The organism is Shewanella sp. 5S214 (assembly GCF_041439795.1).
GTDB lineage: Bacteria > Pseudomonadota > Gammaproteobacteria > Enterobacterales > Shewanellaceae > Shewanella > Shewanella vesiculosa.
The window spans coordinates 52,667-75,956 of record NZ_JBGOOV010000021.1 but is presented as its reverse complement, the minus strand read 5'-3'; the positions used below and the strand labels follow the sequence as shown (position 1 = coordinate 75,956).

The 23,290-nt window shown below is 41.3% G+C and carries 23 protein-coding genes; 17 read left to right on the top strand and 6 right to left on the bottom strand.

Annotated elements, in window-relative coordinates; genetic code table 11:
• Positions 1–207: 207 nt before the first annotated feature.
• Complete coding sequence (locus ACED29_RS14515; RefSeq protein WP_124017407.1) at positions 208–1,041, top strand: HDOD domain-containing protein; 834 nt, start codon at positions 208–210, stop codon at positions 1,039–1,041.
• Between the two features lie 43 nt (positions 1,042–1,084).
• On the opposite strand, the gene ACED29_RS14510 is transcribed toward ACED29_RS14515, so the two are convergent.
• Complete coding sequence (locus ACED29_RS14510) at positions 1,085–1,513, bottom strand: Lrp/AsnC family transcriptional regulator (RefSeq protein WP_124017408.1); 429 nt, start codon at positions 1,511–1,513, stop codon at positions 1,085–1,087.
• A gap of 173 nt (positions 1,514–1,686) precedes the next feature.
• On the opposite strand from ACED29_RS14510, the gene yjeH reads away from it, so the two are divergent.
• The gene (yjeH, locus tag ACED29_RS14505) at positions 1,687–2,970 is read left to right on the top strand and encodes an L-methionine/branched-chain amino acid transporter (protein WP_182697702.1); all 1,284 of its coding nucleotides are present in this window, start codon (positions 1,687–1,689) and stop codon (positions 2,968–2,970) included.
• 11 nt (positions 2,971–2,981) lie between these two features.
• On the opposite strand, the gene ACED29_RS14500 is transcribed toward yjeH, so the two are convergent.
• Positions 2,982–3,431, bottom strand: coding sequence for a TerB family tellurite resistance protein (locus ACED29_RS14500; RefSeq protein WP_124017410.1), 450 nt, complete (start codon positions 3,429–3,431; stop codon positions 2,982–2,984).
• A gap of 130 nt (positions 3,432–3,561) precedes the next feature.
• On the bottom strand, positions 3,562–4,107 hold the full coding sequence (locus tag ACED29_RS14495) for a DUF2780 domain-containing protein (protein WP_347690448.1): 546 nt from the start codon (positions 4,105–4,107) through the stop codon (positions 3,562–3,564).
• Positions 4,108–4,276: 169 nt separating this feature from the next.
• Between ACED29_RS14495 and ACED29_RS14490 the strand changes: the two genes are divergently transcribed.
• The 4 genes from ACED29_RS14490 (at position 4,277) to ACED29_RS14475 (ending at position 9,446) form a co-directional block, all read left to right on the top strand.
• Positions 4,277–4,999 (top strand): hypothetical protein, encoded by a 723-nt coding sequence (locus ACED29_RS14490; protein WP_124017412.1) that lies wholly within the window; start codon positions 4,277–4,279, stop codon positions 4,997–4,999.
• Between the two features lie 31 nt (positions 5,000–5,030).
• On the top strand, positions 5,031–6,479 hold the full coding sequence (locus ACED29_RS14485) for a DUF4145 domain-containing protein (RefSeq protein ID WP_124017413.1): 1,449 nt from the start codon (positions 5,031–5,033) through the stop codon (positions 6,477–6,479).
• 350 nt (positions 6,480–6,829) lie between these two features.
• A complete protein-coding gene (locus tag ACED29_RS14480) occupies positions 6,830–7,114 on the top strand; it encodes a hypothetical protein (RefSeq protein ID WP_259395618.1) in 285 nt (94 codons plus the stop codon).
• Between the two features lie 55 nt (positions 7,115–7,169).
• Positions 7,170–9,446 carry a TonB-dependent receptor gene (locus tag ACED29_RS14475; protein ID WP_371697945.1) on the top strand — a complete coding sequence of 759 codons (2,277 nt, stop codon included), beginning with the start codon at positions 7,170–7,172 and terminating at the stop codon, positions 9,444–9,446.
• A 272-nt stretch (positions 9,447–9,718) separates the two neighbouring features.
• Here the strand turns inward: ACED29_RS14475 and ACED29_RS14470 are convergent, their stop codons facing one another.
• On the bottom strand, positions 9,719–10,057 hold the full coding sequence (locus tag ACED29_RS14470) for a hypothetical protein (protein ID WP_182723052.1): 339 nt from the start codon (positions 10,055–10,057) through the stop codon (positions 9,719–9,721).
• Positions 10,058–10,257: 200 nt separating this feature from the next.
• Positions 10,258–11,241 carry a LysR family transcriptional regulator gene (locus ACED29_RS14465; protein WP_182697706.1) on the bottom strand — a complete coding sequence of 328 codons (984 nt, stop codon included), beginning with the start codon at positions 11,239–11,241 and terminating at the stop codon, positions 10,258–10,260.
• Positions 11,242–11,367: 126 nt separating this feature from the next.
• Between ACED29_RS14465 and ACED29_RS14460 the strand changes: the two genes are divergently transcribed.
• Positions 11,368–12,573, top strand: coding sequence for a multidrug effflux MFS transporter (locus ACED29_RS14460; RefSeq protein ID WP_182723054.1), 1,206 nt, complete (start codon positions 11,368–11,370; stop codon positions 12,571–12,573).
• A gap of 82 nt (positions 12,574–12,655) precedes the next feature.
• On the opposite strand, the gene ACED29_RS14455 is transcribed toward ACED29_RS14460, so the two are convergent.
• Positions 12,656–13,630, bottom strand: coding sequence for a hypothetical protein (locus tag ACED29_RS14455; RefSeq protein ID WP_371697944.1), 975 nt, complete (start codon positions 13,628–13,630; stop codon positions 12,656–12,658).
• Positions 13,631–13,741: 111 nt separating this feature from the next.
• Here ACED29_RS14455 and ACED29_RS14450 point away from each other — a divergent pair, with 111 nt between their 5' ends.
• The 10 genes from ACED29_RS14450 (at position 13,742) to ACED29_RS14405 (ending at position 23,284) form a co-directional block, all read left to right on the top strand.
• Positions 13,742–14,353 (top strand): tRNA-uridine aminocarboxypropyltransferase, encoded by a 612-nt coding sequence (locus ACED29_RS14450; protein ID WP_371697943.1) that lies wholly within the window; start codon positions 13,742–13,744, stop codon positions 14,351–14,353.
• 5 nt (positions 14,354–14,358) lie between these two features.
• Positions 14,359–14,742 carry a hypothetical protein gene (locus ACED29_RS14445; protein WP_124017421.1) on the top strand — a complete coding sequence of 128 codons (384 nt, stop codon included), beginning with the start codon at positions 14,359–14,361 and terminating at the stop codon, positions 14,740–14,742.
• A gap of 47 nt (positions 14,743–14,789) precedes the next feature.
• Positions 14,790–15,419 carry a methyltransferase domain-containing protein gene (locus ACED29_RS14440; RefSeq protein WP_371697942.1) on the top strand — a complete coding sequence of 210 codons (630 nt, stop codon included), beginning with the start codon at positions 14,790–14,792 and terminating at the stop codon, positions 15,417–15,419.
• A gap of 86 nt (positions 15,420–15,505) precedes the next feature.
• The gene (locus tag ACED29_RS14435) at positions 15,506–16,615 is read left to right on the top strand and encodes a hypothetical protein (RefSeq protein ID WP_371697941.1); all 1,110 of its coding nucleotides are present in this window, start codon (positions 15,506–15,508) and stop codon (positions 16,613–16,615) included.
• A gap of 60 nt (positions 16,616–16,675) precedes the next feature.
• Positions 16,676–16,843: a hypothetical protein gene (locus ACED29_RS14430; protein WP_371697940.1), complete on the top strand. Its 168-nt coding sequence runs from the start codon at positions 16,676–16,678 to the stop codon at positions 16,841–16,843.
• 58 nt (positions 16,844–16,901) lie between these two features.
• Positions 16,902–18,185 (top strand): hypothetical protein, encoded by a 1,284-nt coding sequence (locus ACED29_RS14425; protein ID WP_371697939.1) that lies wholly within the window; start codon positions 16,902–16,904, stop codon positions 18,183–18,185.
• A gap of 132 nt (positions 18,186–18,317) precedes the next feature.
• Positions 18,318–19,631: an amidohydrolase gene (locus tag ACED29_RS14420; RefSeq protein WP_371697938.1), complete on the top strand. Its 1,314-nt coding sequence runs from the start codon at positions 18,318–18,320 to the stop codon at positions 19,629–19,631.
• 63 nt (positions 19,632–19,694) lie between these two features.
• A complete protein-coding gene (locus tag ACED29_RS14415; RefSeq protein ID WP_371697955.1) occupies positions 19,695–21,008 on the top strand; it encodes a M16 family metallopeptidase in 1,314 nt (437 codons plus the stop codon).
• The gene (locus tag ACED29_RS14410) at positions 21,005–22,468 is read left to right on the top strand and encodes a M16 family metallopeptidase (RefSeq protein WP_371697937.1); all 1,464 of its coding nucleotides are present in this window, start codon (positions 21,005–21,007) and stop codon (positions 22,466–22,468) included. Before ACED29_RS14415 ends, ACED29_RS14410 begins: the two co-directional genes overlap by 4 nt.
• Positions 22,469–22,720: 252 nt before the next feature.
• Entirely contained in the window at positions 22,721–23,284 is a 564-nt protein-coding gene (locus ACED29_RS14405; RefSeq protein WP_371697936.1) for a hypothetical protein, read from the top strand.
• Positions 23,285–23,290 lie beyond the last annotated feature (6 nt).

Below are 23,290 nucleotides of genomic sequence, written 5' to 3'. Positions count from 1 at the left end.
AATAAATAATCGAATATTAGTGTAACGCTAAGTTAGCGTTACATCTAAGATTTAGTGCAGGTTTTTATCCAAAAATGACGAAAAAAATGCTTAACGTTTCAATCAAACAGCAGCCATATTCGGTCTTGTTTTATTTTTGTTGTACTACAGTTACTAATATGATTTAAATAAGACATTAAAAACAATAACAACAAGGACACTATAAATATGGAATCAGCGGCATTATTAAAACGAGTCGATGAATTACCCCGTTTACCTAAAGCGGTTAGTGAGCTGTTAGATGCGGTAAACAATGACAATAGCACGGTAAAAAGTATTTCTGCGAAAGTTGCTCAAGATCCTTTAATTAGTGCAAGGGTATTAAGACTCGCTAATTCTGCCCATTTTGGGCGAAGCCGCGAAGTAGGCAGTATAGATGAAGCCGTGATCCGCTTAGGCATGCAAACCTTACGAACCTTAGTTATTGCTTCTGCGGTAATTGGTGCCATTCCCAATGTTGATGGTGTTGACTTAGCTGATTTTTGGGGCGAGACATTTGAAGAGGCGCTATATGCGCAAGAAATGGCTAAGCGCTGTGGTGTTCCTCCAGATGAAGCCTTTACCTGCGCAATTTTACATAATATTGGCGATTTATTAATTGCTGTCGTTGAGCCTAAGATGTCAGCTAACATTCGACTCGCAGTGCAAGCGGGTGGGGATAAGCAGCAACTTGAAACCGAATTACTCGGTTTTGACTCTCCTGCTGTCGGGGCATTATTAGCTAAGACCTGGAAATTTACGCCATCATTGGTACAAGGCATTCAATATCAACGAGATCCGTTAGCGGCAAAACCTGCATCTAAACTTGCTTCGGTGATTTATTTATCGCACCAAGTCTTTCGTCACTGGGATGATGATCGAGATGAAGAATCGTTTACCGCTTGGTTAGCCGGAAAGGCCAATCATGAAGCGGGTATCATCAAGATGGATATGGATGGATTAGCCGACCGATTCGATGAATTACGCGGTAAGGGTTTAGAGATAGGTAAACAATTAGCCTAGTCACGACACTTAACTATTAAGCTCTGTTTATACAGAGCTTTTTTTATGCTTGATTGTTAATCCACTCGCTTAATACCACATGAGTTTTTATTTTGACTATGTCAGCCTGAGCATCGATAAATTCACGGATTTCATGCAATCGCTGCATTGAGTTAGCATGTACATAGACCAGTAAATCCATGTCTCCTGTGATGCCTTGGCAGGTAATCACTTCCGGTATTGTGGTAAAAATATGAATCACTTCAGCGCAACGGGCGCAACGATGCTGAATTTCAAAGTAGGCTGATACCCCTTGCTTTTGCGACTCACTCAGTAAAACCTGATAACCACGGATAACACCCGTTTGCTCCAACTTCTTGATTCGTTCTGTCACAGCGCTGCGCGATAAACTCACTTTTTCGGCAATAAACGAAATGCTCTGCCGAGCATTGAGGCGTAATTCGCTTACAATCGCTTTATCAAATTTATCCAATGATTTATATCTCAGTAATTGAGTACTATCGTTCTATTCTGTCATTATGATGGAAAGTTGTCACTTTTCCGTCATTATGTCGGTTTAGTAAAGCAACTTGAGCCAATTAACCCGCAGAATGTTTTGCTGTTTGGCCTTATAATGTCGCCACCTATTTCAGTAAGAATAAAATAATGAATCAAATGAATGCAACAATAGGCCGCTGGCAAGGTGCAGGCTTAATGGCCACCACTTTGTTAGGTACCGGGGTATTTATTTTACCGCAAATGACTATAGAGGTAGCGGGTTCAGCCTCATTATTAGCATGGTTACTCTTAACGGTAGCAATTATCCCTGTCGCATTAGTATTTGGTTTGTTAGCCAGTCGTTTTCCTCATGCTTCTGGTCCTGCTTACTTTATTGAAAAGGCATTTGGTGCAACCGCAGGAAGAACCATTGGACTGATCTTTTTATTAGTTATCCCCATTGGGGCACCTGCTGCAATTTTGATGACCTTTCAATTTTTAGAAGCACTGATATCAATATCAGGGCTAGGTCAATTAGTCGCAGAGTTATTGATTGTTGCTGTGTTATTGCTGCTCAATATTAAAGGTATTCAGGTGTCGGCAAAGTTACAGTTTATGCTGACACTATTGATTGTTGCGGTTGTGGCAATATTATTTGGAGCCAGTGGCTTAAATGTTGGGCAGCTAGAAAACTTTGCCCACAGTAGCCATCCGCAATTTAGTGGGGTGATGTTAGCCATGGGCATTGGTTTTTGGAGCTTTTTAGGCATCGAAGCAATGACGCATTTGGCCAGTGATTTTCGTCAGCCGGACAAAGATTTGCTACCTGCCATGATGATGGGCACGGTATTGGTAGGGGTTATTTACTTAGCCTGCACGTTTTTACTTCTCATGGTGCCAACAGAGGGTGCCGGCTTAGCCATGATATCGGCATTTGATTATTTATTATCAAACACTTTTCTCAGTGGATATGGCGCCTATATTATTGGTATTTTAGGCATAGCCAGCGGTTTAGCCACGGTCAATGTCTATGCTGCCAGTGCCGCCCGTTTATTGTGGAGTTTTAGTAAAGAAGGTATTTTGCCGCGCTATTTCGACAAGTTAAACCCACACGGAGTCCCTTTTAGAGCCTTGTTTGCGATTTTGGGCTCAATGGCGGTGGTGATTGTTGTTACCTATTTTAGCTCGCAAGAATTAGAAGACTTAATTGCATGGAGCAATGGCGTTTTTGTGATTATTTACTTACTGGCGATGTTGTCAGCGGCTAAATTACTCAGTAAACGATATTTGCCATTAGTTATTGCAGGTTGTGTGTTTTGTATTGGTTTGGGCATTGCCCTTGGCAGTAATATGATTTACGCCACGGTATTGGTGTTAGTGATTGCGCCGTTTATGTTTTGGCAAAAAGCCCATCTTACGCGTAAGTATTTAATGAGTAATACCCAAGGCTAATTGGCCATGACTTAACGTATTTCCATGGCGATATTGCGCATTTGAATCAGTTCACTGTGTTTTAAATACAGCAAATCAGCTGTGCGGCGAATAATTTGGTCTTCATATTGCGACAATTCACCATCGGCATAGGCTAATTTCCACATCGCAAGCAGTAGTTTCTGCTTATCTTCAACGCTAAACTGGCTATTGATCTCAGTGGTAAACTCAAATAATGAGGTGGCATTATGGCGGCTGAGTTTAGCTTCATTGATCAGTTCAGAGGCTTCATCTGCACTAATATGTAGTGTATTAACCAGCATTGCGGGTAGCAAAGCGGCTTCCGACGATGCCAAGTGTTCATCTGCATAGACAACTTCAAGCAACAGCGTTGCTGCAGCAAGATTGAGGTGTTTTACCTTGTCTTCTGGGCTACTTTCTTGAGTATGGGATTGGATAAAGTGCTTTAGTTTTGCGATCATAATTAGGCTGTCCAATATTACTGTTCATTTTGATGCTAGCAAAAATGATAATCCCAAGCGAATAGCTTGGGATTAAATTATGTTAACCCAAGTGTTGCTTGGGTTAACAAGTTAGGCTCTTGAAAGCAGGTTATAAGATTGAACCTAGACCTTTCATTAATAAATCCACTGTGCCTTCACCACCACTTTGCTGAAGATAGTTTTTAGCGATATCAACCATAGGTACAATGTAGTCTTTTGATATACCGAGTTTTTCAAAAGCATCATATACCATAGCGCTCCCTTTTAACGAAGAGCCTAAATTACCTGCTTTTGATAATAATCCCGACATACCATTATCCGATGATAGCGCAGGTACTGCAGCCATTAGCCCATCAGCATTGGGGATACTGTTGCTTAGCTGACTGAAATCATTGTTACCTAAATTGGTTTGGGCCAAATTAAGCAATGATCCTAATCCGCCTTCAGCTTGAGTTTGAGATAATCCAAGTTGCGACATAACGCTGCTCACTAATGCACTTGATTGCTCTGATGCTGCTGGCTGTGCAATGGCTTTAGCTTGTTCTGTTGCTGGTTTTTTAGTTATTTCAGTAACGTTATCCAACCAGCCTGCAGATGTCGGTGCCGAGAATATCAATACGGTAACCAGTACCGGTAATGCGGATGCTAATTTCATAGTGAGTGTCCTATCATGCCATTCAATGTCTAAACTTCGGGTCATTTTAGCCTGATTTACATAAATGCGACAGATGATCACGATTTTTGCTCATTAGACTTGTGCAAAATGCTTTTTTTTTGGGTATCCTAAGCGCAATATTTGTCGTTAATAGATTACTGGAACCCACATGTCATTGTTTGCAATTTTGACTGAAGCATTTAACTTTTTTCGAAACCACATCCGTCAGCTTGCCATACTGACATTGCCATTACTATTAATCCAAGTCGCTATCCAACTTTGGCTAGGTAATGAAATGATGCAGGCTGATGCTGAAAATCCACAATTTGGCGCAGTTCATGCTGCGGCAATGATGGTACTGTTGTTAGTATTTTCATTTTTAATTGCGGCTTTAACACTCTATTTAGAGCTACGCTCTCAAGGGCATGATCTTGCGCCGGGACAAATATTGAAGGCTAGCTTGCCATTTGTACCACCATTATTATTAGCTGGTGTATTTTCTGGCTTAGCCATTTTAGCGCCGGTAATGATTTTTGCTGCATTTGGTCCGTTGTGGTTAATTGGTTTATTAGTCAGCTTATATTTGTTTTCTCGGCTTGCATACGTCAACTTTATGGTGGTGGTTGAACGTTTAACGCCCCTTGAAGCGATTAAGAGCAGCTTTAAATTCAGTGGCCCTATCACGATTAAAACCATTGCAGTATTAATGCTATACGTGCCATTGTCTTTATTGGCTGGCATGTTTTCACAAGTCGCGATGCAAGTTGGCTTTCCACTGCAACTTATCGTAGAAGCGACTTTTTCATTCTTAGGTTTGTTTGTTAACATCGCATTGTTTAGATTGTATATGGTCAATCGTAAAACTGCGGATGCTGACATCACCGAGGGATAATAGCTTGTAGACACTCAAAAAGGAGAGACCATTGTTAAATGATATTGAGTTTATTGATGGTTTCTCTACTGAGCTTAGCGACGATTATCGTTTAGCCAAAAGTTATGTCCGTGATATTCCTACTCAAGCGCTAGTGTATATTCGCAGTTTTACCCATAAGCTCACTAGCCAACTCGCCATTCCCCATGGGCTTATTTTCACTAGCCCTAATTTGTACGACCGAATTGAACAATTACATCAAGCACGATTAATCGATCCGCCAGCTGTGCGCGCATTACATCGGCTTCGCAGTGACGGTAACCGTGGTGCCCATCCAGAAAAATACCATTTAACCCAAGCGCAACTCGTGACGATTGCAGAAAAGTCGATTGAGCATATTTTGCAATTGATTAAAAAACTGTACCCATTAGTACAGCAATCAGCACCTAGGTATCAATTTGACGCTTTTGACTCATTTGCTGGGCGTGATTTATGTTACCGCGCAGTGATGGATAACGACGCGCAAGCGCAGTATTTAGTTGGCATGTCTCTAAAAGCCAAAGGCTTAATGCTGCAAGAGCAGGAACAGGCTTTAGCCCAAGTATTACTGGCTCGTTCTACGTTTAATGATGTTGATTCAATGACAGAAAAAACATCAACGCGAAACTCTGCCGCGGACGCGTTTGCACAAGCGGGTTATTGGTTTGCTTTAGCATCCACTCAGGATCAAGCGGCATTATTTGAGCATGGTGTGAGCTTATTACATGGATATTGTGGTCATCCAAATCCAATTGAAGGTGAGCAACTTATTGCTAAGGCTGCCGAAAAAGGCATTGTCGAAGCACAAGCATTACTGGGGTTTTTCTATCTTGTTGGCAGCTCTCAATTTAGTGTTGATCTGATCCAAGCCGAGCGTTTATTAACCCTTGCCGCCAATGCTGAAAATGCTGAGGCCATGTCAAATCTTGGAGTGTTGTTTTATCAAACCCAACAATTTGAAGATGCATTTTTATGGGTGAATAAAGCCGCGAAAGCCGGATATTCTAATGCCCAATATCATTTAGCTTTGATGCTAGTCGAAGGGCTAGGATGCGATATAGACGTACCTGCAAGCCTGCAATGGATGAACGAAGCCGCTGAGCAAGGGCAGGTTGATGCCATGCTACATTGTGGCAGTGATATTTTGCACGATGACAATGCCAGCCAACAACAACGAACTAAGGCCGAACATTACTTACACCAGGCGATTAAGTACGGCCACAATGTGAGTGCAATGATAGAGTTAAGCGTGGCGCTAGCTGACGGTATTTTAGGCCGTATCGATGTAGTACAAGCCGCATATCTACTCACACTCGCTAGAACGCATGCTAATGAGGAACACCGACAAGTCATCGAGCCATTGTGGCAATCATTAGCCATGCAGATTGACAGTGTCATCGCACTCAACCCCACTGAAGAAGAGTTAATTACCTTGCAACAGGCCAAGAGCTTACTTCTGTAAGGTAAGTTGCTGGCGGGCATGATGCTTGAATATCATGGATGTTAATCCGTTAATCCTTTCAACGTTAACACTCTAGCTGCTGATATTACTCACACTACGCAGCTTAATACGCTGGCTAGATAGAGAAAGCCTTCAATGCTGTTATTTGTCTAGAGAGTGCTGAATCATTGTTAACTGAGCAGATTTTTAATGGAATGAGTATTAAATAAGTTTTGTTACTAAAAGCCACTAGACGACAGACTAAAAAATCAAGTAGGGTGAGAGCATAAATTAGGATCTATTAAATCAATCATTCGGATAATAATCCGATTAAGATGAATTTGACCCGTAGAATAATCATGACTCACTCAATGTTTCAGACTCACAAAAAGTGGCTATGGCTACTGCTCGGCGTATGGCTGATTGTAATACAATCATTCGCGCTGCTGCATTCTGCTGAGCACGGTCTGGAACATCAGCATACTCATTGTATTGTGTGCGATTTTGGTCATAACCTAAATGCCGGTCCATCATCTTTGCGCATGCCGCCGATGGGATTGCAACAGCCGGAATATATTGCGCATACACCTTATCAACAACCTAGCTTGTCGGTATTACGTCACTTCAATGTTCGTGCTCCTCCCAGCCTTTTTTAAGCAATATCACAATATAAAAATTTATAATTTTTTGCTTATCTAAAGGAAAGGCACAATGAAACTTGCATTATCTTCTATAGCGCTAGCAGTTGCTGGCGTATGTTCACCGGTTATGGCTGCGCAACTACAAGGCCAAGTCACCGACCCACAAGGCGCACCTATTGTTGGTGCTCAAGTCAGCATTGATGGTGGCCCTCGGACAATGACTAACTCACAAGGTCAGTATCAGTTAACCGTTGCCGATAATAGCCATGTGCATTTGCACGTAAGTGATGATAATTTTAAGCATGTTGATCAGGATTTGCAGATCACTACAGGTGTGATTAAACAGGATGTTTCACTCAAGCAGGCCATAATGGAAAATATCGTGGTCACTGCATCACCTCTTGCGCGTTCGGCACTCGAAAGTACCACACCAATAAGTGTACTTACCGAAGATCAGCTTAAACTTAATATCGAACCCACGCTCGGCGATACCCTAGAAAAACTCCCCGGTGTACAAGCTTCCCACTTTGGTGCTGGGGCCAGTCGTCCTATTATCCGTGGTATGGGCGGCCCTCGTGTGCAAGTACTTGAGAATGGTCTCTCTGTAGGTGACGCATCTACTGTATCTGCGGATCACGCAGTAACCACTGAAGCTGCATCGGCACAACAGATTGAAATTCTTCGCGGTCCTGGCACTTTGCTTTATGGTAACGGCGCAATTGGTGGCGTGGTCAATGTGGTCGATAAGCGATACCACGAGGCGCCTGTCGATGGCGTTTCAGGACAACTTGGTACTCGCTACGATACAGCCAGTAATGGTCGTACATTCAACGGCGATATTGATGGTGGCAATGGTCAGTTCAATTGGCATTTAGATGGTACTCATCGCGTTACCGATGATGTTGATATCCCTGGTAATGCAATTGTCGATATGCCCGAAACCCATGGCAAACTCGATAACAGTAGCTTAAAACTCGATGACTATGCTGCTGGTGTTGGTTATACCGCAGATACTGGATTTGTCAGCGTATCAGGTGCTCGAACCGAATCTAACTACGGTATTCCTGGACGCGGCGAGGCTGATGCTGCGGATATCACCATCGATTTAAAGAAAACTGCGTGGCAGTTACACAGCGGCTTATTAGACCCATTTGCTGGTTTTAGTAAGTTGCGTTTTGATGCTGGTTATACTGACTATCAACACTCAGAAGAAGAAGATGGCGTTGCAGGCACCACTTTCTTTAATAAACAAAGTGAGGCGCGCTTAAGCCTGAACAATAACCCTTGGGGTGAATGGCAAGGCACCATGGGATTGCATATGGTTCACCGTGACTTTTCTGTTGAGGGCGAGGAAGCGCTCACGCCAAACAGTAAAACAGATACTTTGGCAGCTTTTATTGTCCAGGAGCGTAAAGTCGGAGATTTTCGTTTTGAACTCGGTGGACGCATAGAACATTATCGCTTAGCGCCAGAGGGGATGATCTTAGAGACTATTAATGGTGAGCAAAACTATCAAGCTGAAGATTTAGTCGACAATGATTTGACCTTATCGGCAGGAATGGTTTGGGATTTCGCACCGTCGTACAATTTAGGTTTGTCCTTGACTCGAGCTCAGCGTTCTCCAACCGCCGAAGAGCTTTACAGCTTCGGACCTCATGATGCTACGCAAAGCTTTGAGATCGGTTCACAGTTTACCATTGTAAACGGTCAAATTATGACTGACAGTGGTAATAACGACAAAGAGATCGCGAATAATATCGACCTAACCTTACGTAAATTAGAGGGGGCATGGACTGGTTCATTAAGCATGGCTTATAACAGAGTGAACAATTTCTACTACGAGAAAAATACCGGTTTAATTGCCTCTGATATTGTTGGCGCTGATCCAGAAGGTGATTTACCTGTATATCAATTTACCCAAGGTGATGCTGAGTTATATTCACTTGAGGCTCAGGCCACTATCCCATTCAATGATAATTGGTCGTTAGATATGTTTAGTGATTACACTCGCGGCAAATTAGTTGATGGTGGTAATTTACCGCTCATGCCGCCTATGCGTATAGGCTCAACGTTAAACTATGATCAACAGCAATGGCACGCGGAAATTGCCGCGATTGGTTATGGTAAACAAACTGACACAGCAGAAAATGAAACTGAAACCGCAGGTTATGCTTTAGCAAATGCAGCGGTTACCTATCGTTTATACACGAATTCGGGTGATATGTTGCTTTATGTCAAAGGAAATAACCTATTGAATCAAGAGGCAAGACCACATACTTCATTACTTAAGGACTATGCTCCGCTAATGGGCCGTAACGTGATGTTTGGTGTCACTTATAACTTTTAGTCCTTACTGCTTGTATACAAAATTAACTTAATTCTAAAGCGAAGTCTCTGACTTCGCTTTATTTTTAAGTTTGCATTTTGATTTCTTCATCAGCGGCGCAAAGTCCGCTTGCTCACATTTGGGCTATCACGATATTCGCTTCGTGCTAAAGGACTGCTGCGTTTGGCAATTAGCGATAATCAAGATAACAGTTACGTCAACTTAGGCAGCAGTCATGTTAATCAATGATCGCAGCCGCTGATGGATCTTCACTACGCGCAACCTGCGGTTCGTTAATCTGCTTGATGCTCAAACGTACGTCCATTGCGTTGTGATTGATTGGGCTTAGCACGACTGAACATATCAGCGTATGGCGCTGTTTGTTCGCGCTGCACATCCGCACGGCCTTGGTAGATATCGCCTTGTTGGGATTGTGCTTGTTTTCTCTGCAATATTTTTTTACCTAGCAACTGTAAAGTAATAAAGCTTAATAAGCCTAACAACAATAAAAACGGTAATAACACTATGGTGGTCAATGCGATGGCAAACAGCATTAGTAATGTCAAAATAGGGTTCATGCTAGTGAACCTGTTTTTCAAATTGGCAGTGTGGAATGATTGATTAAATCTCATAGTAGCTCCTGGGTACACTTAGCCTGAAAATGGGGTCTAAAAAGGTTACCTATAAATCAGTAACGATGAATTAAAGTACAGTTTGCATTGCTGAGACATAATATGTCACGTTAAATTCGGTTAATGTTTACGCTTTGGCGCTCAACTATTTAAGGTAAATACTTGCTAATGACCCGCTTGAGCGGGATTGAGTAAAAGTATCAGTAATCATTTTTACTCATGTGTTGATTCGCGATAGCTCGTTCGACACTGTTGAAAATAATATTACGAAACCATTGATGCCCTGGTTCTTGGTTATTTCTTTCATGCCATAGAAACACATAAGCCATTGGCATAAATTCAAACGGTAAGGGAATAGAAACCAGTGAATAGAGTTTTTGAGCATGATGAGCAAAACTTGATGGCAAGGTAAAAATTAAATCAGTATTCGCGCAGACGCTGGCCGCACCATAAAAGTCTGGTACTGTAGTCGATAGATGACGATGTAAGCCTAAATTGGCCAGATGATAATCGAGAGCCCACCAATCGTTGCCTTCACATCTAACCTGAACATGAGACATGTTAAGGTAGTGAGCTTGATCCCATTGACCCGCTTTTACTTGCTGTAAAATAGGATGATCTTTACGCACTAGGCAAACTTGATGGTCGTTAAATAGTGTTTGTGATTCTATACCTTCGGGTACTTTTTCAATATTGACATCAGTTTGTGGATAAATATCTCTGCCAGCCAGGCCAAAATCGATTTGCCCTTGCTGTAGATCTTGCATAGATTTTTCGGTCCAGACATAAGAATCTAATTTTATTGAAGGTGCTTGTTGCAATAGTGGCCCGATAAAATAGGGGATTAAGGTTTCATAAGCACTTTCAACCATAGATAATGAGAATTGGCGGTTACTGGTCGCGGGGTAAAAAGTGGGAGGCTGGGTAAGTTGATATAAGTTTTGCAGCACTAATGGCAGTTGCTGTCTTAATGCATCTGCATGAGCCGTGGGCTTTAAACCGTGTGCTGTGCGTTGAAATAGTGGGTCATCTAATGTTTCTCGCAAACGATTTAAGCTTTTACTCACCGCCGATTGACTAACATGCAATCGATGAGCTGCTCGAGTAACACTTTGCTCCTCAAGTAATACTTGGAGAATGACTAATAGATTAAGGTCGACCCGAGCCAGATTGTCTAAATTCATGTGATATTCTCAAATGGAAATTCACTTTGGATTTTATATCATTTTCGTTCATACCTCCATTTGGCTTATTATAACGCCCTATTAAGGGTGACCTTTGTGCATTAAAAATTTAAGAGAAAGAAGTTTATGCGTCGTAACCTATTGCCACTGTTAATGTTTATGGTGCTATTAAGCCCATTAGCTATTGATATTTATCTGCCGTCTATGCCTGCAATGGCATTGGAATATGGTGTCTCTAACAGTGAAGTACAGTCCACCTTAGTGTTATTTTTATTTGCGATGGGTGTAGGGCAAATTTTAATTGGTCCACTCGCCGACCGTTTTGGTCGTAAACCTGTCGCGTTATTTGGGATTGTGCTTTATGGCATTAGCAGTTTATTGGGTGCTTACTCGGTTGAATTTGAATGGTTGCAGATTGCTCGAGTTTTTCAAGGGTTAGCCGCATGTTCAACCTCTATTGTGGTCTTTAGCGCGGTACGTGACTGCTATTCCCGCAAAGAAAGCGTGTCGATGTACAGTTATCTCAATGGTGCCATTTGTGTGGTGCCCGCGCTGGCTCCAACATTTGGTGGCTTATTAGCCTTACAGTTTGGCTGGCGTTCTACCTTCATTTTTATGGCTTTGTATGCCATTTTTGTGTTGTTTTTAGTGGGGTTCCGTTTCCCTGAAACGCGTCCATTAAATACCGACAGCACAGGACCTTTATACCGTTGGAGTCGTTATAAGCCGGTTATTGGTGACCCACATTTTATGTTTTATGCCAGTTGCTGCATGATCGCGATGGCATCGATATTATGTTACGTGTCGTACTCACCTGTGTGGATAATTGGTCACTTAGGCATCTCAGAATTAACCTTCAGTGGTCTGTTTGGCCTTAATGCTGCCATCAATATTGTCGCGTGTTTTGCCGCTCCAGTGTTGGTTAAGCGTATTGGGAATAGACCTGGCGTAGTGGTAGCTTTGTCGTTAATGCTGCTTGCTGCGGTTATTGAAGCAGCGGTTTACTTTGCCGGTCCACAAGCAGGCTTAGCCGCCGCAATAGCGTTTATGGCTCCGATGATGATTTTGTGTGTTGGCTTTGCTATTTTACTTGGCCCTGCAACCAGTATGGCATTGTCAGCTTTCGGTGAGAGAGCAGGTACTGCGACGGCTATGCTGGGATGTATTCAAATGAGTGGGGCATCAATACTGACGGCGTTGATCCAACTAACCGATATACCTGCGCCTTATGCAATCGCACTAGTGATGGGCGGTTTTAGTTCGGTATTACTGATTATTATGGCAATGAATCGCTTAAGTCATTTGCATCAAGAACAATTACAACACGATTAATTAAGCTTTAGTAACATCACCTTTAACCCGCAGAATGCTAACCACATTCCGCGGGTATTTTTTTGCCTCAATATGGTGAGACTTAAAAGCGGGCGTTAATTGCTACGCCAAAATTAGTTTCTGAATCACTATTATATTCACTATTCTCGAAATAATGTTCTAGCGAAAACTTAGCCGAGAACACATCTGAAAAATGCCAAAAATAGCGGGTGTTTACGGCAGTGATACTTTCAGTTTCATTGGGGCTGTAGTGAGTAGAATAGTCAATATCACGGAAGTTAATTTCGCCATCTATATTTATTCGGACGTAGCTCGCACCCACTGACCATGCTTTATTAATATACCAATCTGCCAACACAGCAACAGTATAATTGTCGTAATCATCGCTTCTTTTATCATCTTGCGCGATAACCTGGCCTAAGCTATCAATGTAGATTCCTGAAGTATTGTAGATATTTTGTTCTGCAATATAATGGTACTCACCAGTGATAAACACTCCAGTTGTTGATTTTAACGGGATAAAGTGCTCGTAGGTTAGACTGATAACATCAGTATCTTCGCTGGCATAATACTCAATTTCATAAAAATCTGATGTTACACTGTCAAGTTTAGATTCTGACTTTGTGCTGTAACCTAGGGTTAATGCAGAGTGGTCGGTAAAAAAAAAGCCCAAATTAACATCGTATATTGTGTCACTATCCATGACTCTGTAGATAGCGTCATTATCGAAATTAAGCTGATTTACCCCAGCGCCAACAAACCAGTTAGAGTCGAAAACATACTGGCCAGATATATTGTATAAATCTTGGAAGTCAATGGTGGCATAACGCGCTGAAATAGTTGAGCCTTGATTAAAGAACGCGGCTAATTCGTAGGGTTTTTCAGCTTGTTCAACCGCTTTAAAATAATAGTGATAATTGGCGTTAACTAGGCTATCCGCTTCACCTGATGAGTCTAAAAAACCGATTTCTGCTTCGTGATGGTAGGCATTATTTTGAGCGGCATAAACGGAACTTGTAGCAAATGCGAGCATTAATGCCACAGACATCTTTGTCATAGTTCTTGTCATAATTCCTGTCATAATAGTGGTTCTTCCTTGAGATGTTATGGTGTAAAGCCAAGCATATTGAACTTAACTTTACATGTTTGCAACAAGATAAGACAAAAAATGAGCAGAAGTTATTGTATATATTGCCAATACCCACAGTCGGCTTGCGTGTGTCATGCGATCAAACAGGTATCTTCAAATACCGAGGTAGTGGTGATGCAGCACCCATCTGAAGTGGGTCATGCTAAAAATACCGTGAGGTTATTGAAGCTGGTGATGCCGCAGATGAAAATTTACGTGGGTGAGGCTGCCACGGACTTTATTGAGCTGCAACATTATTTAGCTGCGCAAACGAAGCCGATTTATGTGGTTTACCCTAATGAGCACAGTCAAACTGTCGTCGAGGCTGGAGCGAGTGAGGCGGCGATTATTATTTTAGTTGACGGTACTTGGCGTAAAGCATACCGAATGTTGCAGCTCAATCCGTGGTTACTTAATTACCCTTCATTGCATCTAGAATGTGAAGATGAGTCGCAATATGTTATTCGCAAAGCGAAACGCAGCGACAGCCTGTCAACCCTCGAAGCGGCTGCCTACACTCTGGTTGCATTAAATCCTGCAGCAGACATTGCGCCAATATTTGCAGTGTTTAACGCAATGGTGCAACATAAGTTAACGGCTATGCCTGCTCTGGTTCGTGAGCGTTATAACGGCGATAAACTCAAAGGATAGACCATATGAAAAATCGGCTGATAGGCTCATTGATTTTGCTCGTTACTGCGAGTTCATTGGCGTTCGTTACCGTCGCAGCAGATAAGCCACATAAAAAAATGACTTTGGCTGAAAAGGGCGAGCAAGCACGTCAAGAGTCGGCTGAACTTGAACAAACACAATTGCAAAAAGCGCGTGAGGCTGCCAAAGCCACCGCGGAACGTGAACAAAAAGCATTGGCAAAAGTGCAGTCTAATGACTGGGAAGCACAACAGCTCGAAAAAGCCCGAGTCCAATCTGATGAGCGTTTAACCCGTCAGCAAAAGTATTTACAACAGGCGCAAGAGGCTGCAACTCAAACTCGCAAAATCCCTAAAGAAACCAGTATTGAGCCTGTTCAATCTGAATAGTGTGAGTGCGTTAATTATCTGTATTTGGCTTATTTTGGAGCATCCCTTTGTCGTCTTGTCCTTTATGTCACCATGACACCGTAGCTTTTCATCAAGATAAAAAAAGAGCTTATGTTCGTTGTCCGCAATGTTTTATGGTATCGGTTCCAACGGCGTTTTATTGGGATGAAGCCGCTGAGAAAGCTCACTACGATTGCCACCATAACGACTTTGCCGATGCGGGTTATCAACATTTTTTATCCCGCACCTTAACTCCGTTATTGACCCGCGTAAAACCAAATGCAAATGGATTAGATTTTGGTTGCGGCGAAGGGGCGGTATTAAGTCAAATGGCTGCAAAGCACGGTATTAACGTTGCTAATTATGATTTGTTTTATCACCCAGATACTCGAGTACTAAGTCAGCAGTATGATTTTGTCTGTTTAACCGAAGTGATTGAGCACATTGCCGATGCACAGGCGTTAGTCGAGCAATTAAGCCAATTAGTGCTCCCAGGTGGCATATTGGCCGTGATGACCAAGCGGGTGTCGGACCTTGAGGGATTTATCAACTGGCACTATAAAATCGACCCGACTCATATTAATTTTTACGCCCTAGAAACCTTTGAATGGATAGCGCGGCAACAAGGCTGGCAGCTTGAAGTGATCGACAGCGATGTAGTTTTTTTGAATAATTAGTCTAAAAATAAATGTTGACATTTGAATTAATGAAAGTAGGTTAAATAATAGTTAATGGATGACGAATTTAATTTAAAGGATATAACATGGTTGATGATAGTTCTGAACTGGCTTATTATAATATGAATTTCAAAAGCATTTTTTCATCTAAAATGAATGCTACTGAAATTGATGCCATTTCTCATTCTGCATTTGAAAACCGTGAATATCAAAAAGAAATTTTTAACAAAAGATTGTTTAATTATTCAGAGAATTTTACTCAAGGTGATTACTCTATTGAACCTGTTATGTCTGGATGGGATAAAGAATTAATCCTAGGTTATATAAACGAATATGGTGGTGTGTTGTGCGCACTCTTTCATTTTGGATCTCATAGGCATTTTTTTGTTGATGCTGCTAGTTTAAATATACCTACAGTAGCCCCTATAGCGGGTAAATCATATTATGATATGAAAGACTTGATTTCTAAAAGTTCAGTCGAACATGCAAGTAAAGTAAAGTTGCTGGAAGTTGAGGGCGATAAAGTCAGTTTAGATCTAATTCGTAGTTTAAAAGAAAAGAGAGTTGGCGGTATTTATGTTGACGGCAATATGGGTCCTGAATCTTTTTTAAACAATGACGGTTGTATTAGTGTAGTTTTTTTTGGAACTGAGCTATCTGTAAAGTCTGGAATAGCAAGGTTGTCATTATTGTTGAAGCTTCCTATATTGCCGGTTTTCTGTAATAGTATTGGTGGTCAAGGTTTTATTGAATTCGCCGACTTAATAAAACTAAAAGAATCATCTAAGACGAGAGCTGCATACATTAATGATGTAATGCAAACACTTTATTCATCATTAGAGTCAAAAGTTTCAAATTCACCGGAATCATGGGAATATGCACTATGCTTACATCGTTGGGTGATACCTAAGACAGATTCTGTTACACAGATATTAAGTGAAGAACCAGCTAAAATTAAATTTGTTAGAGAAAACTGGTCCGTTATCGTAAAGGGTGGCGAGTCGTATTGGTTTAATGCACTCACGACTAAAGGTGTTAAAGTTCCTGTTGAGTTAGAGGGTGTTTTTAAAATATTATCCGATAATAATTTTACTGATTGGTATCCATTAAGTTTAACGATAAAAAAGTTGGGTTATAATTCAATGGCGATATTGAATTCCTTAATTAAAAATGGTTTTATCAAAGTATTAGAATAATAATTAAGTGCAGTTGCACTTGTTAACCGGGTGAAAGCCCAATAAGAAAAGGAAAAACTTATGCAAAATAATAAGACTCTTGAAGAGTTCCAAATCTGTGAATTAGAAGATCGCGTCGAGTTTGGTTTGTGCGGCGGCGGCCACCCAGGTAGTCCAGGTGGCGAAGCGCCTGGATCTCCAGGTGGTGGTGGTTGTAGTGGTGTTGGTGATGAATGTATACCAAAATAATTTAAATTATTTTAATACCGTAACTTAAGTTACGGTATTTTACTGTAATGGGTTTATCATGAAGTTTTTATTAAATGCTGAAGTTGATTTTTTTCCATCACATGACTTAAGTAATAATCATCCTTGGTTATGTATTGTTGCCTCTGATGATGGGAAAGACTTTAGGTTTTCATTGCCACAGCATATATATAAATTTATTTTAAGCTTTGATAGCCCAACAGATATAGAGAGTTTAAAGTTAAGAGATGATTTTGATGGAGTTGATGAGGATGACTGGGGGAAATATAGTGTTCTGCTGCATGAGACTTTAGTTCCAAGGGGTATACTTTTATCTGAGAGTAATGGTTATTTAAAGCCTGCTTTGATAAAAGGTAAGCCTTTTTATATGCAAATGCAATTAAGAGTGTTTAATAAAAATGCCGTAAATAGTATATCTAACCCTTTGCAGTTTTTTTTTAATACTAAGTTTATTAGTACAGTGTCATTTTTGGCAATAATTACTCAGTTAATATTTTATTTTTATTATTTAAAGATTGATAGTAGCGTTTTTTATCTAACATCATCAGAACAAATTATGACAATTGCGTTAGTTGGCATTGGTTTGTTATGTCATGAGTTCGGCCATGCTGTAGCGGCATACAAATCTGGTTGTAGAAAAGTTGAAATAGGTGTGGGTTGGTATGTCATATTTTTTGTTTTTTATGCTGAGCTCTCAGAGTCCTGGCGGTTGAAAAGAAAAGAGCGATTGTTGATTGATTTTGGTGGGATTTATTTTCAGTTAATATTTACTGCTTTGCTAATAGCAATCGTATTTAAAAATGACTCCCCTATTATATTAAATGCAATACTGATGTTGAACATTTCTTTTTTATGGAATTTAAATCCTTTTTTTAGGATGGATGGATATTGGATTGTAAGTGACTTATTAAGTGTCGAAAATTTGAGGGGGAAATGCAGTAAAGAATTTGAGATATTTTTATATTCAGTAATTAACTACTGTTTTAGATTTGATGATAATCTACGTCATAGTTTTAATTATAAAGTTTTAATTTATTCTTGTATGGCTAATGCTTTCTTCTTTTTTATGGTTTATTCAATTTCAAATAGCTTTTTTTCTTACTATGCTACAGAAGTTTTTAACATGATTTCTATGTTTAGTTTCTCGCAGTTATTAGCCTTACCATTAATGGATGCGATTGTGCTAGTTTTTGGTGATTTATTTAAAGTGTTTTTTGTTGTCTTTGTTTTTATTTTTTCATTTAGTTTTATTAAATCATTTTTTCTTTTTATTCATCGATTATTTACGATGATTTTTAATAGTAATCCTCGAACTATTCCATAATCGAAAAGTATTGTATTAAGTACTTTGAATGGTAATAAATTGATACAATTGAAGCGTTATAAAATCTGTAAAGTATTTAACAAAATTGTCATTTCAAGGTAGTTTTGTTGTACTCATATAATAACCAATGGAATGGACATGCGCCTGACCTCTCTCGCTTTAGTATTTGCAAGCTTATTTGCCTCCAGTGTTTATAGTGCATCAACCGTAGCAAGTGTGCCCAATGCCGCAGAGTTAAGCGCTGAAGTTGAAAGTAAAGTGATTGCATGGCGCCGCGATTTTCACCAACATCCTGAATTATCTAACCGAGAGTTTCGTACCAGTGAAGTGATTGCAAAACACCTTAAGTCCTTGGGACTTGAAGTGCAAACCGGTATTGCCCATACCGGCGTGGTAGCGATACTCAAAGGCGGTAAGCCTGGGCCTTTAATTGCTTTACGTGCCGATATGGATGCCTTACCCGTAACTGAAGTCGTTGATTTGCCTTTTGCATCTAAAGTCACCGATACTTATCGCGGTCAAAAAGTTGGCGTCATGCACGCATGTGGTCATGATACTCATGTTGCCATGTTGATGGGCGTTGCCGACAATTTAGTTAAGGTAAAAGACAGTTTGGCTGGTGACGTAATGTTTATCTTTCAGCCTGCCGAAGAGGGTGCTCCAGAAGGTGAAGAAGGCGGCGCAGAGTTAATGCTCAAGCAAGGTTTATTCGCCAAGCGTAAACCCGATCAAGTCTTTGGAATGCACGTTACGTCGAGTATGCCCTCTGGCGTAATAGGCTTGCGTTCTGGCCCTGCGATGGCAAGTGAAGATTCATTTACGATTAAGGTTACTGGCAAGCAAACCCACGGCTCGCGTCCTTGGAGTGGTGTTGATCCTATTGTGGCATCAGCGCAAATTATTAACAGTGTGCAAACCATTATTAGTCGCCAAGTTGATATTACCAAAGCACCTGCAGTGGTGAGTTTTTGGGCCATTAATGGTGGAATTCGATCGAATATTATTCCCGATGAAGTAGAGCTCATCGGAACCATTCGTACCTTTGATCAACAGATGCGTGCCGACATTAAAGTTAAATTGGCCGAAGTGGCTGCTAATGCGGCTAAAACCCTAGGTGCTACGGCGGTAACTATTATCCAATCTGGTTACCCAGTAACCGTTAATAACCCAGAATTAGTCAGTAAAATGCGCCCTGTTATTGCTTCTGTGGTGGGTGACAATATGTTAATAGAGCCCGGGCTAATGACTGGCGCGGAAGACTTTTCGTATTATGCGCTGCAAACGCCGGGGATGTTCTTTTTCTTAGGTGTGACACCAGCGGACCAAGATATCAGTCAAGTTGCCAGCAACCACTCACCCGCATTTTATGTTGATGAAAGTGCCTTGAGAGTAGGTGTGCAAACCATGACGCAAGTTGCCTTAACCGCATTAAGCGTCGCACAATAAAACCCATTTTAGATAAACCTGTGGATGATAGCTCAAAAGGAGCGAGATATGACCCGTAAGATAATGGCGTTGCTGATGACGATAGGCGTACTGAGTGCGCCTGCCGTGTTAGCAACACAAGCTGAAGACATCAATAGCTTTACCTTAGACAATGGCATGAAGATTATGGTGCTGGAGGATAGCTCTATCCCTAATGCCAACATGTATATTTTTTGGAAAGTCGGTTCGCGTAATGAAGTGCCTGGCATTACTGGCATTTCACACTTTTTTGAACACATGATGTTTAACGGTTCTAAAAAGTTTGGCCCGAAAATGTTTGATCGCACAATGGAAGCTGCTGGTGGCGCGAATAATGCCTACACCACAGAAGACATGACAGTGTATACAGATTGGTTTCCTGCTAATGGTTTAGAAACCATTTTTGATTTAGAAGCTGATCGCATTGCCAACCTCGATATTAACTCTGAGATGGTAGAAAGCGAGCGTGGTGTGGTGCAGTCAGAGCGCACTACCGGGCTGGAAAACTCTAACTGGCGCACGATTCAAGAAGCGCTAAAAAGTGTTGCCTTTGCTGCACATCCATATAGCTGGTCAGTGATTGGTTATGAGTCTGATATTGCTGCTTGGACCTTAGAAGATTTACAGCAATACCATAAAACCTACTATGCCCCGAACAATGCGCTAGTGGTCATTACCGGTGATGTGAAGTTAGCTGAAGTGAAAGCATTAGCTAATCAGTATTTTGCGCCTATTCCTGCCCAAGCACCGCCAAAAGCAGTGCGTACTATTGAACCGCAACAGAATGGTGAACGCCGAGTCTTTGTTAAAAAAGAGTCTGTGAGCACACCAAACATTATGTTGGCTTACCATGTACCCGCAACTAGCCATGCTGACTACTATGCATTGGATTTGTTAGCGTCAATGCTCAGTGAAGGTAATAGCTCACGCTTTTATCAAGCCTTAGTCGACAAGCAATTAGCGGTTGCTGCCGAAACTTACATGCCGATGTCGTTCGACCCTAATTTATTTTATATTTTGGGTGTGGCGAATGCAGGCGTGAGCGCCGAGACGTTAGAGCAAGCCTTAATTGAGCAAATTAACCTTATTGCCACCCAGGGTGTGACTCAACAAGAGCTTGAAAAAGTCAAAAATATTAAGCTAATGGATTTTTACCGCACCATGGAAACCATTAACGGTAAAGCCAATACCTTAGGCACATACGAGCTGTATTTTGGGGATTACACCAAACTGTTTAATGCCCCAGAAGCGTATAACAAAGTGACTCCAGCTGACATCCAGCGTGTTGCACAAACCTATTTAATTAAAGCGAATCGAACTGTCGGTGTGCTCGCTGCGACTGAGGAGTCTGACAAATGAAAACTATAGCTCACACCCATATTAACCTATCGTTATCGGCCATCGCGTTAACTTGTAGTTTAGCCATAAGTGGTTGTGCGACTTCGCAGCAATCAACGGCCGATAGTGCCTCTACTAGTCCAAGCGCTGTCTCGGCGAGTTTTGTGATGCCAAGCTACCAATCTGTCACCCTAGATAATGGTTTAAAAGTGACCTTAATGGTACAAAAAGAAGTGCCACTAGTGACCATTGATGCCGTGGTTAAGGCCGGGGCGGTGAATGATCTTACCTCTGGTATGGCGTACATTACCTCACAAAGTTTAATGCTAGGTGCTGCGGGCCAATCTAAGGCAGACATAGAGCAGCAACTAGACTTTATGGGTGCCAGTATTGATACCAGTGCCGATCTAGAAGGCAGTTATATTCGTGCCAATATGATGAGCAAAGATGTCGATACCGTGCTCGCTATTTTTAGTCATGTATTACGTCAACCAGACTTTGATAGCGCCGAATTTGATAAGCTAAAACAACGTGAAATCGTCGGTTTGTCTCAACAAAAAGAAAGCCCTCGGGCCGTGATCGGGCGCTACTTCAATAAGTTAGTTTTTGGTGAACATCCTTATGCTAATCCGGTATCGGGTAATAGTGACACTATCGCTAAACTGTCTGTTGCAGAGTTACGCGCTTTTCATAAAGGCTACTATCAACCAAACAACATGACCATTAACGTGGTGGGTGATTTTGATGTCGCTGAGATGACCGCCAAGCTTAATAAAGCCTTTGGTGATTGGCAGACCACAGAAACTGTGGTTCAACCTGACTTAAGCCAAAACTTACCGACATTAACTCAGCCGCATGTATTGTTGGTCGACAAGCCTGATGCAATTGAAACCACTTTTTTAATTGGTGGCGTGGGTATTCGTTATGACAACCCAGATTATGTTGGCTTAACTGTCGTTAACACTATTTTAGGTGGTCGTTTTACCTCATGGTTAAATGATGAATTACGCGTCAATGCTGGTTTAACTTATGGTGCTCGTTCTGGTTTTAGCCCTTATGCGCAATCTGGCGTTTTTCAAATCAGTACGTTTACTAAATCATCAACAACAAAAGAAGCCATTGATTTAGCCTTAAAAACCTATGCTCGACTATGGGAAAAGGGCATTGATCAAACCACTTTAGATTCTGCTAAAGCCTATGTGAAAGGCCAGTTTCCACCTAAATATGAGACCAGTGGTCAATTAGCTGGTTTATTGTCTGACATGTACTTGTATGGTTTTAATGATGATTTTATTAATCAATTCCAAGCCAAGGTTGATGGGCTTACTGTTGCAGATACACAACGTTTGATTAAGCAATATTTCCCGCAACAAAACTTACAGTTTGTGTTGATTGGTAACGCTGACAACATTGCTGATGTTGCAGCGCAGTATGGTGAAGTCACTAAAGTCGACATCACAGCTACAGGCTTTGGCCAGTAGTTGCGAGTCAGTTAGTTAATTCGTAATATCCTATGATGGCTCACATAAGTGGGCCATTTTTTATGGATCTAACTGATAATGTGATTAAATTTAGACGCTAAACGTTAGCAGCTAAGTTCATCGAGTAAGTTCATTAACTCAATTCTTTGAGTCAATGAGATCGCTGCGCCTAAATAGAGGCCGATAGGGTTAGTTATATTGAGTTTGGATTGTTTGCGATGTGAAAGGATATGTTAATAAGAGGGGGGGTTGATGAGCGCAAAATATCGATCAATAATAGCGTTGACAGCGATCTTGTTACTAATGCATTCAACGGCCTCTTATGCAGGCAAAGTGACTTTAGATATATTTTGTAGTCAATTAGCTGGCGAGTGGCAGGGCAATGCAGCTAATCCTAATACAGTTGCTAACAAGGTAAGTACTTCGGTAATGTGTTCGGCTGATCAACGGAATTTATACATTAGTGTTAGCCGTGGTAGCCGCTTTTCAAACAGCGAGACCTGGTGGTTTAGACAACAAGAAGATCATATTTTATTGCTGTATGCCAATGGCGTCACCGACGATATATCACAACAGCTGACCCTGTATGAGCAAGCGGGCAGTTATTCATTTCTAGGTAAAGGTGAAATAAATCAGCGTCCTGCATTAGTGCAGTTACAGTTTGATCCCGTGATTGCTGATGCAGAACCGACAATAAAAGGCTGGCAGTGGCAGCAAAACGCCCATTATTTAGATGATGACAGTGATCAGTATCAGGTCATTAGAGCCATTAGTTTACTTAAACCGTCGGCAGAGGTTGCGCCGCCGACAGATTAGAAACTA

What these genes read in the sequence shown, in the direction of transcription:
- ACED29_RS14415 (WP_371697955.1), top strand. Translation starts at nt 19,695, where the DNA reads ATGGCGTTGCTGATGACGATAGGCGTACTGAGTGCGCCTGCCGTGTTA.
- ACED29_RS14450 (WP_371697943.1), top strand. Translation starts at nt 13,742, where the DNA reads ATGAGCAGAAGTTATTGTATATATTGCCAATACCCACAGTCGGCTTGC.
- ACED29_RS14420 (WP_371697938.1), top strand. Translation starts at nt 18,318, where the DNA reads ATGGACATGCGCCTGACCTCTCTCGCTTTAGTATTTGCAAGCTTATTT.
- ACED29_RS14460 (WP_182723054.1), top strand. Translation starts at nt 11,368, where the DNA reads ATGCGTCGTAACCTATTGCCACTGTTAATGTTTATGGTGCTATTAAGC.
- yjeH (WP_182697702.1), top strand. Translation starts at nt 1,687, where the DNA reads ATGAATCAAATGAATGCAACAATAGGCCGCTGGCAAGGTGCAGGCTTA.
- ACED29_RS14475 (WP_371697945.1), top strand. Translation starts at nt 7,170, where the DNA reads ATGAAACTTGCATTATCTTCTATAGCGCTAGCAGTTGCTGGCGTATGT.
- ACED29_RS14500 (WP_124017410.1), bottom strand. Translation starts at nt 3,431, where the DNA reads ATGATCGCAAAACTAAAGCACTTTATCCAATCCCATACTCAAGAAAGT.
- ACED29_RS14435 (WP_371697941.1), top strand. Translation starts at nt 15,506, where the DNA reads ATGGTTGATGATAGTTCTGAACTGGCTTATTATAATATGAATTTCAAA.
- ACED29_RS14430 (WP_371697940.1), top strand. Translation starts at nt 16,676, where the DNA reads ATGCAAAATAATAAGACTCTTGAAGAGTTCCAAATCTGTGAATTAGAA.
- ACED29_RS14470 (WP_182723052.1), bottom strand. Translation starts at nt 10,057, where the DNA reads ATGAGATTTAATCAATCATTCCACACTGCCAATTTGAAAAACAGGTTC.
- ACED29_RS14445 (WP_124017421.1), top strand. Translation starts at nt 14,359, where the DNA reads ATGAAAAATCGGCTGATAGGCTCATTGATTTTGCTCGTTACTGCGAGT.
- ACED29_RS14425 (WP_371697939.1), top strand. Translation starts at nt 16,902, where the DNA reads ATGAAGTTTTTATTAAATGCTGAAGTTGATTTTTTTCCATCACATGAC.
- ACED29_RS14465 (WP_182697706.1), bottom strand. Translation starts at nt 11,241, where the DNA reads ATGAATTTAGACAATCTGGCTCGGGTCGACCTTAATCTATTAGTCATT.
- ACED29_RS14455 (WP_371697944.1), bottom strand. Translation starts at nt 13,630, where the DNA reads ATGACAAAGATGTCTGTGGCATTAATGCTCGCATTTGCTACAAGTTCC.
- ACED29_RS14480 (WP_259395618.1), top strand. Translation starts at nt 6,830, where the DNA reads ATGTTTCAGACTCACAAAAAGTGGCTATGGCTACTGCTCGGCGTATGG.
- ACED29_RS14515 (WP_124017407.1), top strand. Translation starts at nt 208, where the DNA reads ATGGAATCAGCGGCATTATTAAAACGAGTCGATGAATTACCCCGTTTA.
- ACED29_RS14495 (WP_347690448.1), bottom strand. Translation starts at nt 4,107, where the DNA reads ATGAAATTAGCATCCGCATTACCGGTACTGGTTACCGTATTGATATTC.
- ACED29_RS14405 (WP_371697936.1), top strand. Translation starts at nt 22,721, where the DNA reads ATGAGCGCAAAATATCGATCAATAATAGCGTTGACAGCGATCTTGTTA.
- ACED29_RS14410 (WP_371697937.1), top strand. Translation starts at nt 21,005, where the DNA reads ATGAAAACTATAGCTCACACCCATATTAACCTATCGTTATCGGCCATC.
- ACED29_RS14490 (WP_124017412.1), top strand. Translation starts at nt 4,277, where the DNA reads ATGTCATTGTTTGCAATTTTGACTGAAGCATTTAACTTTTTTCGAAAC.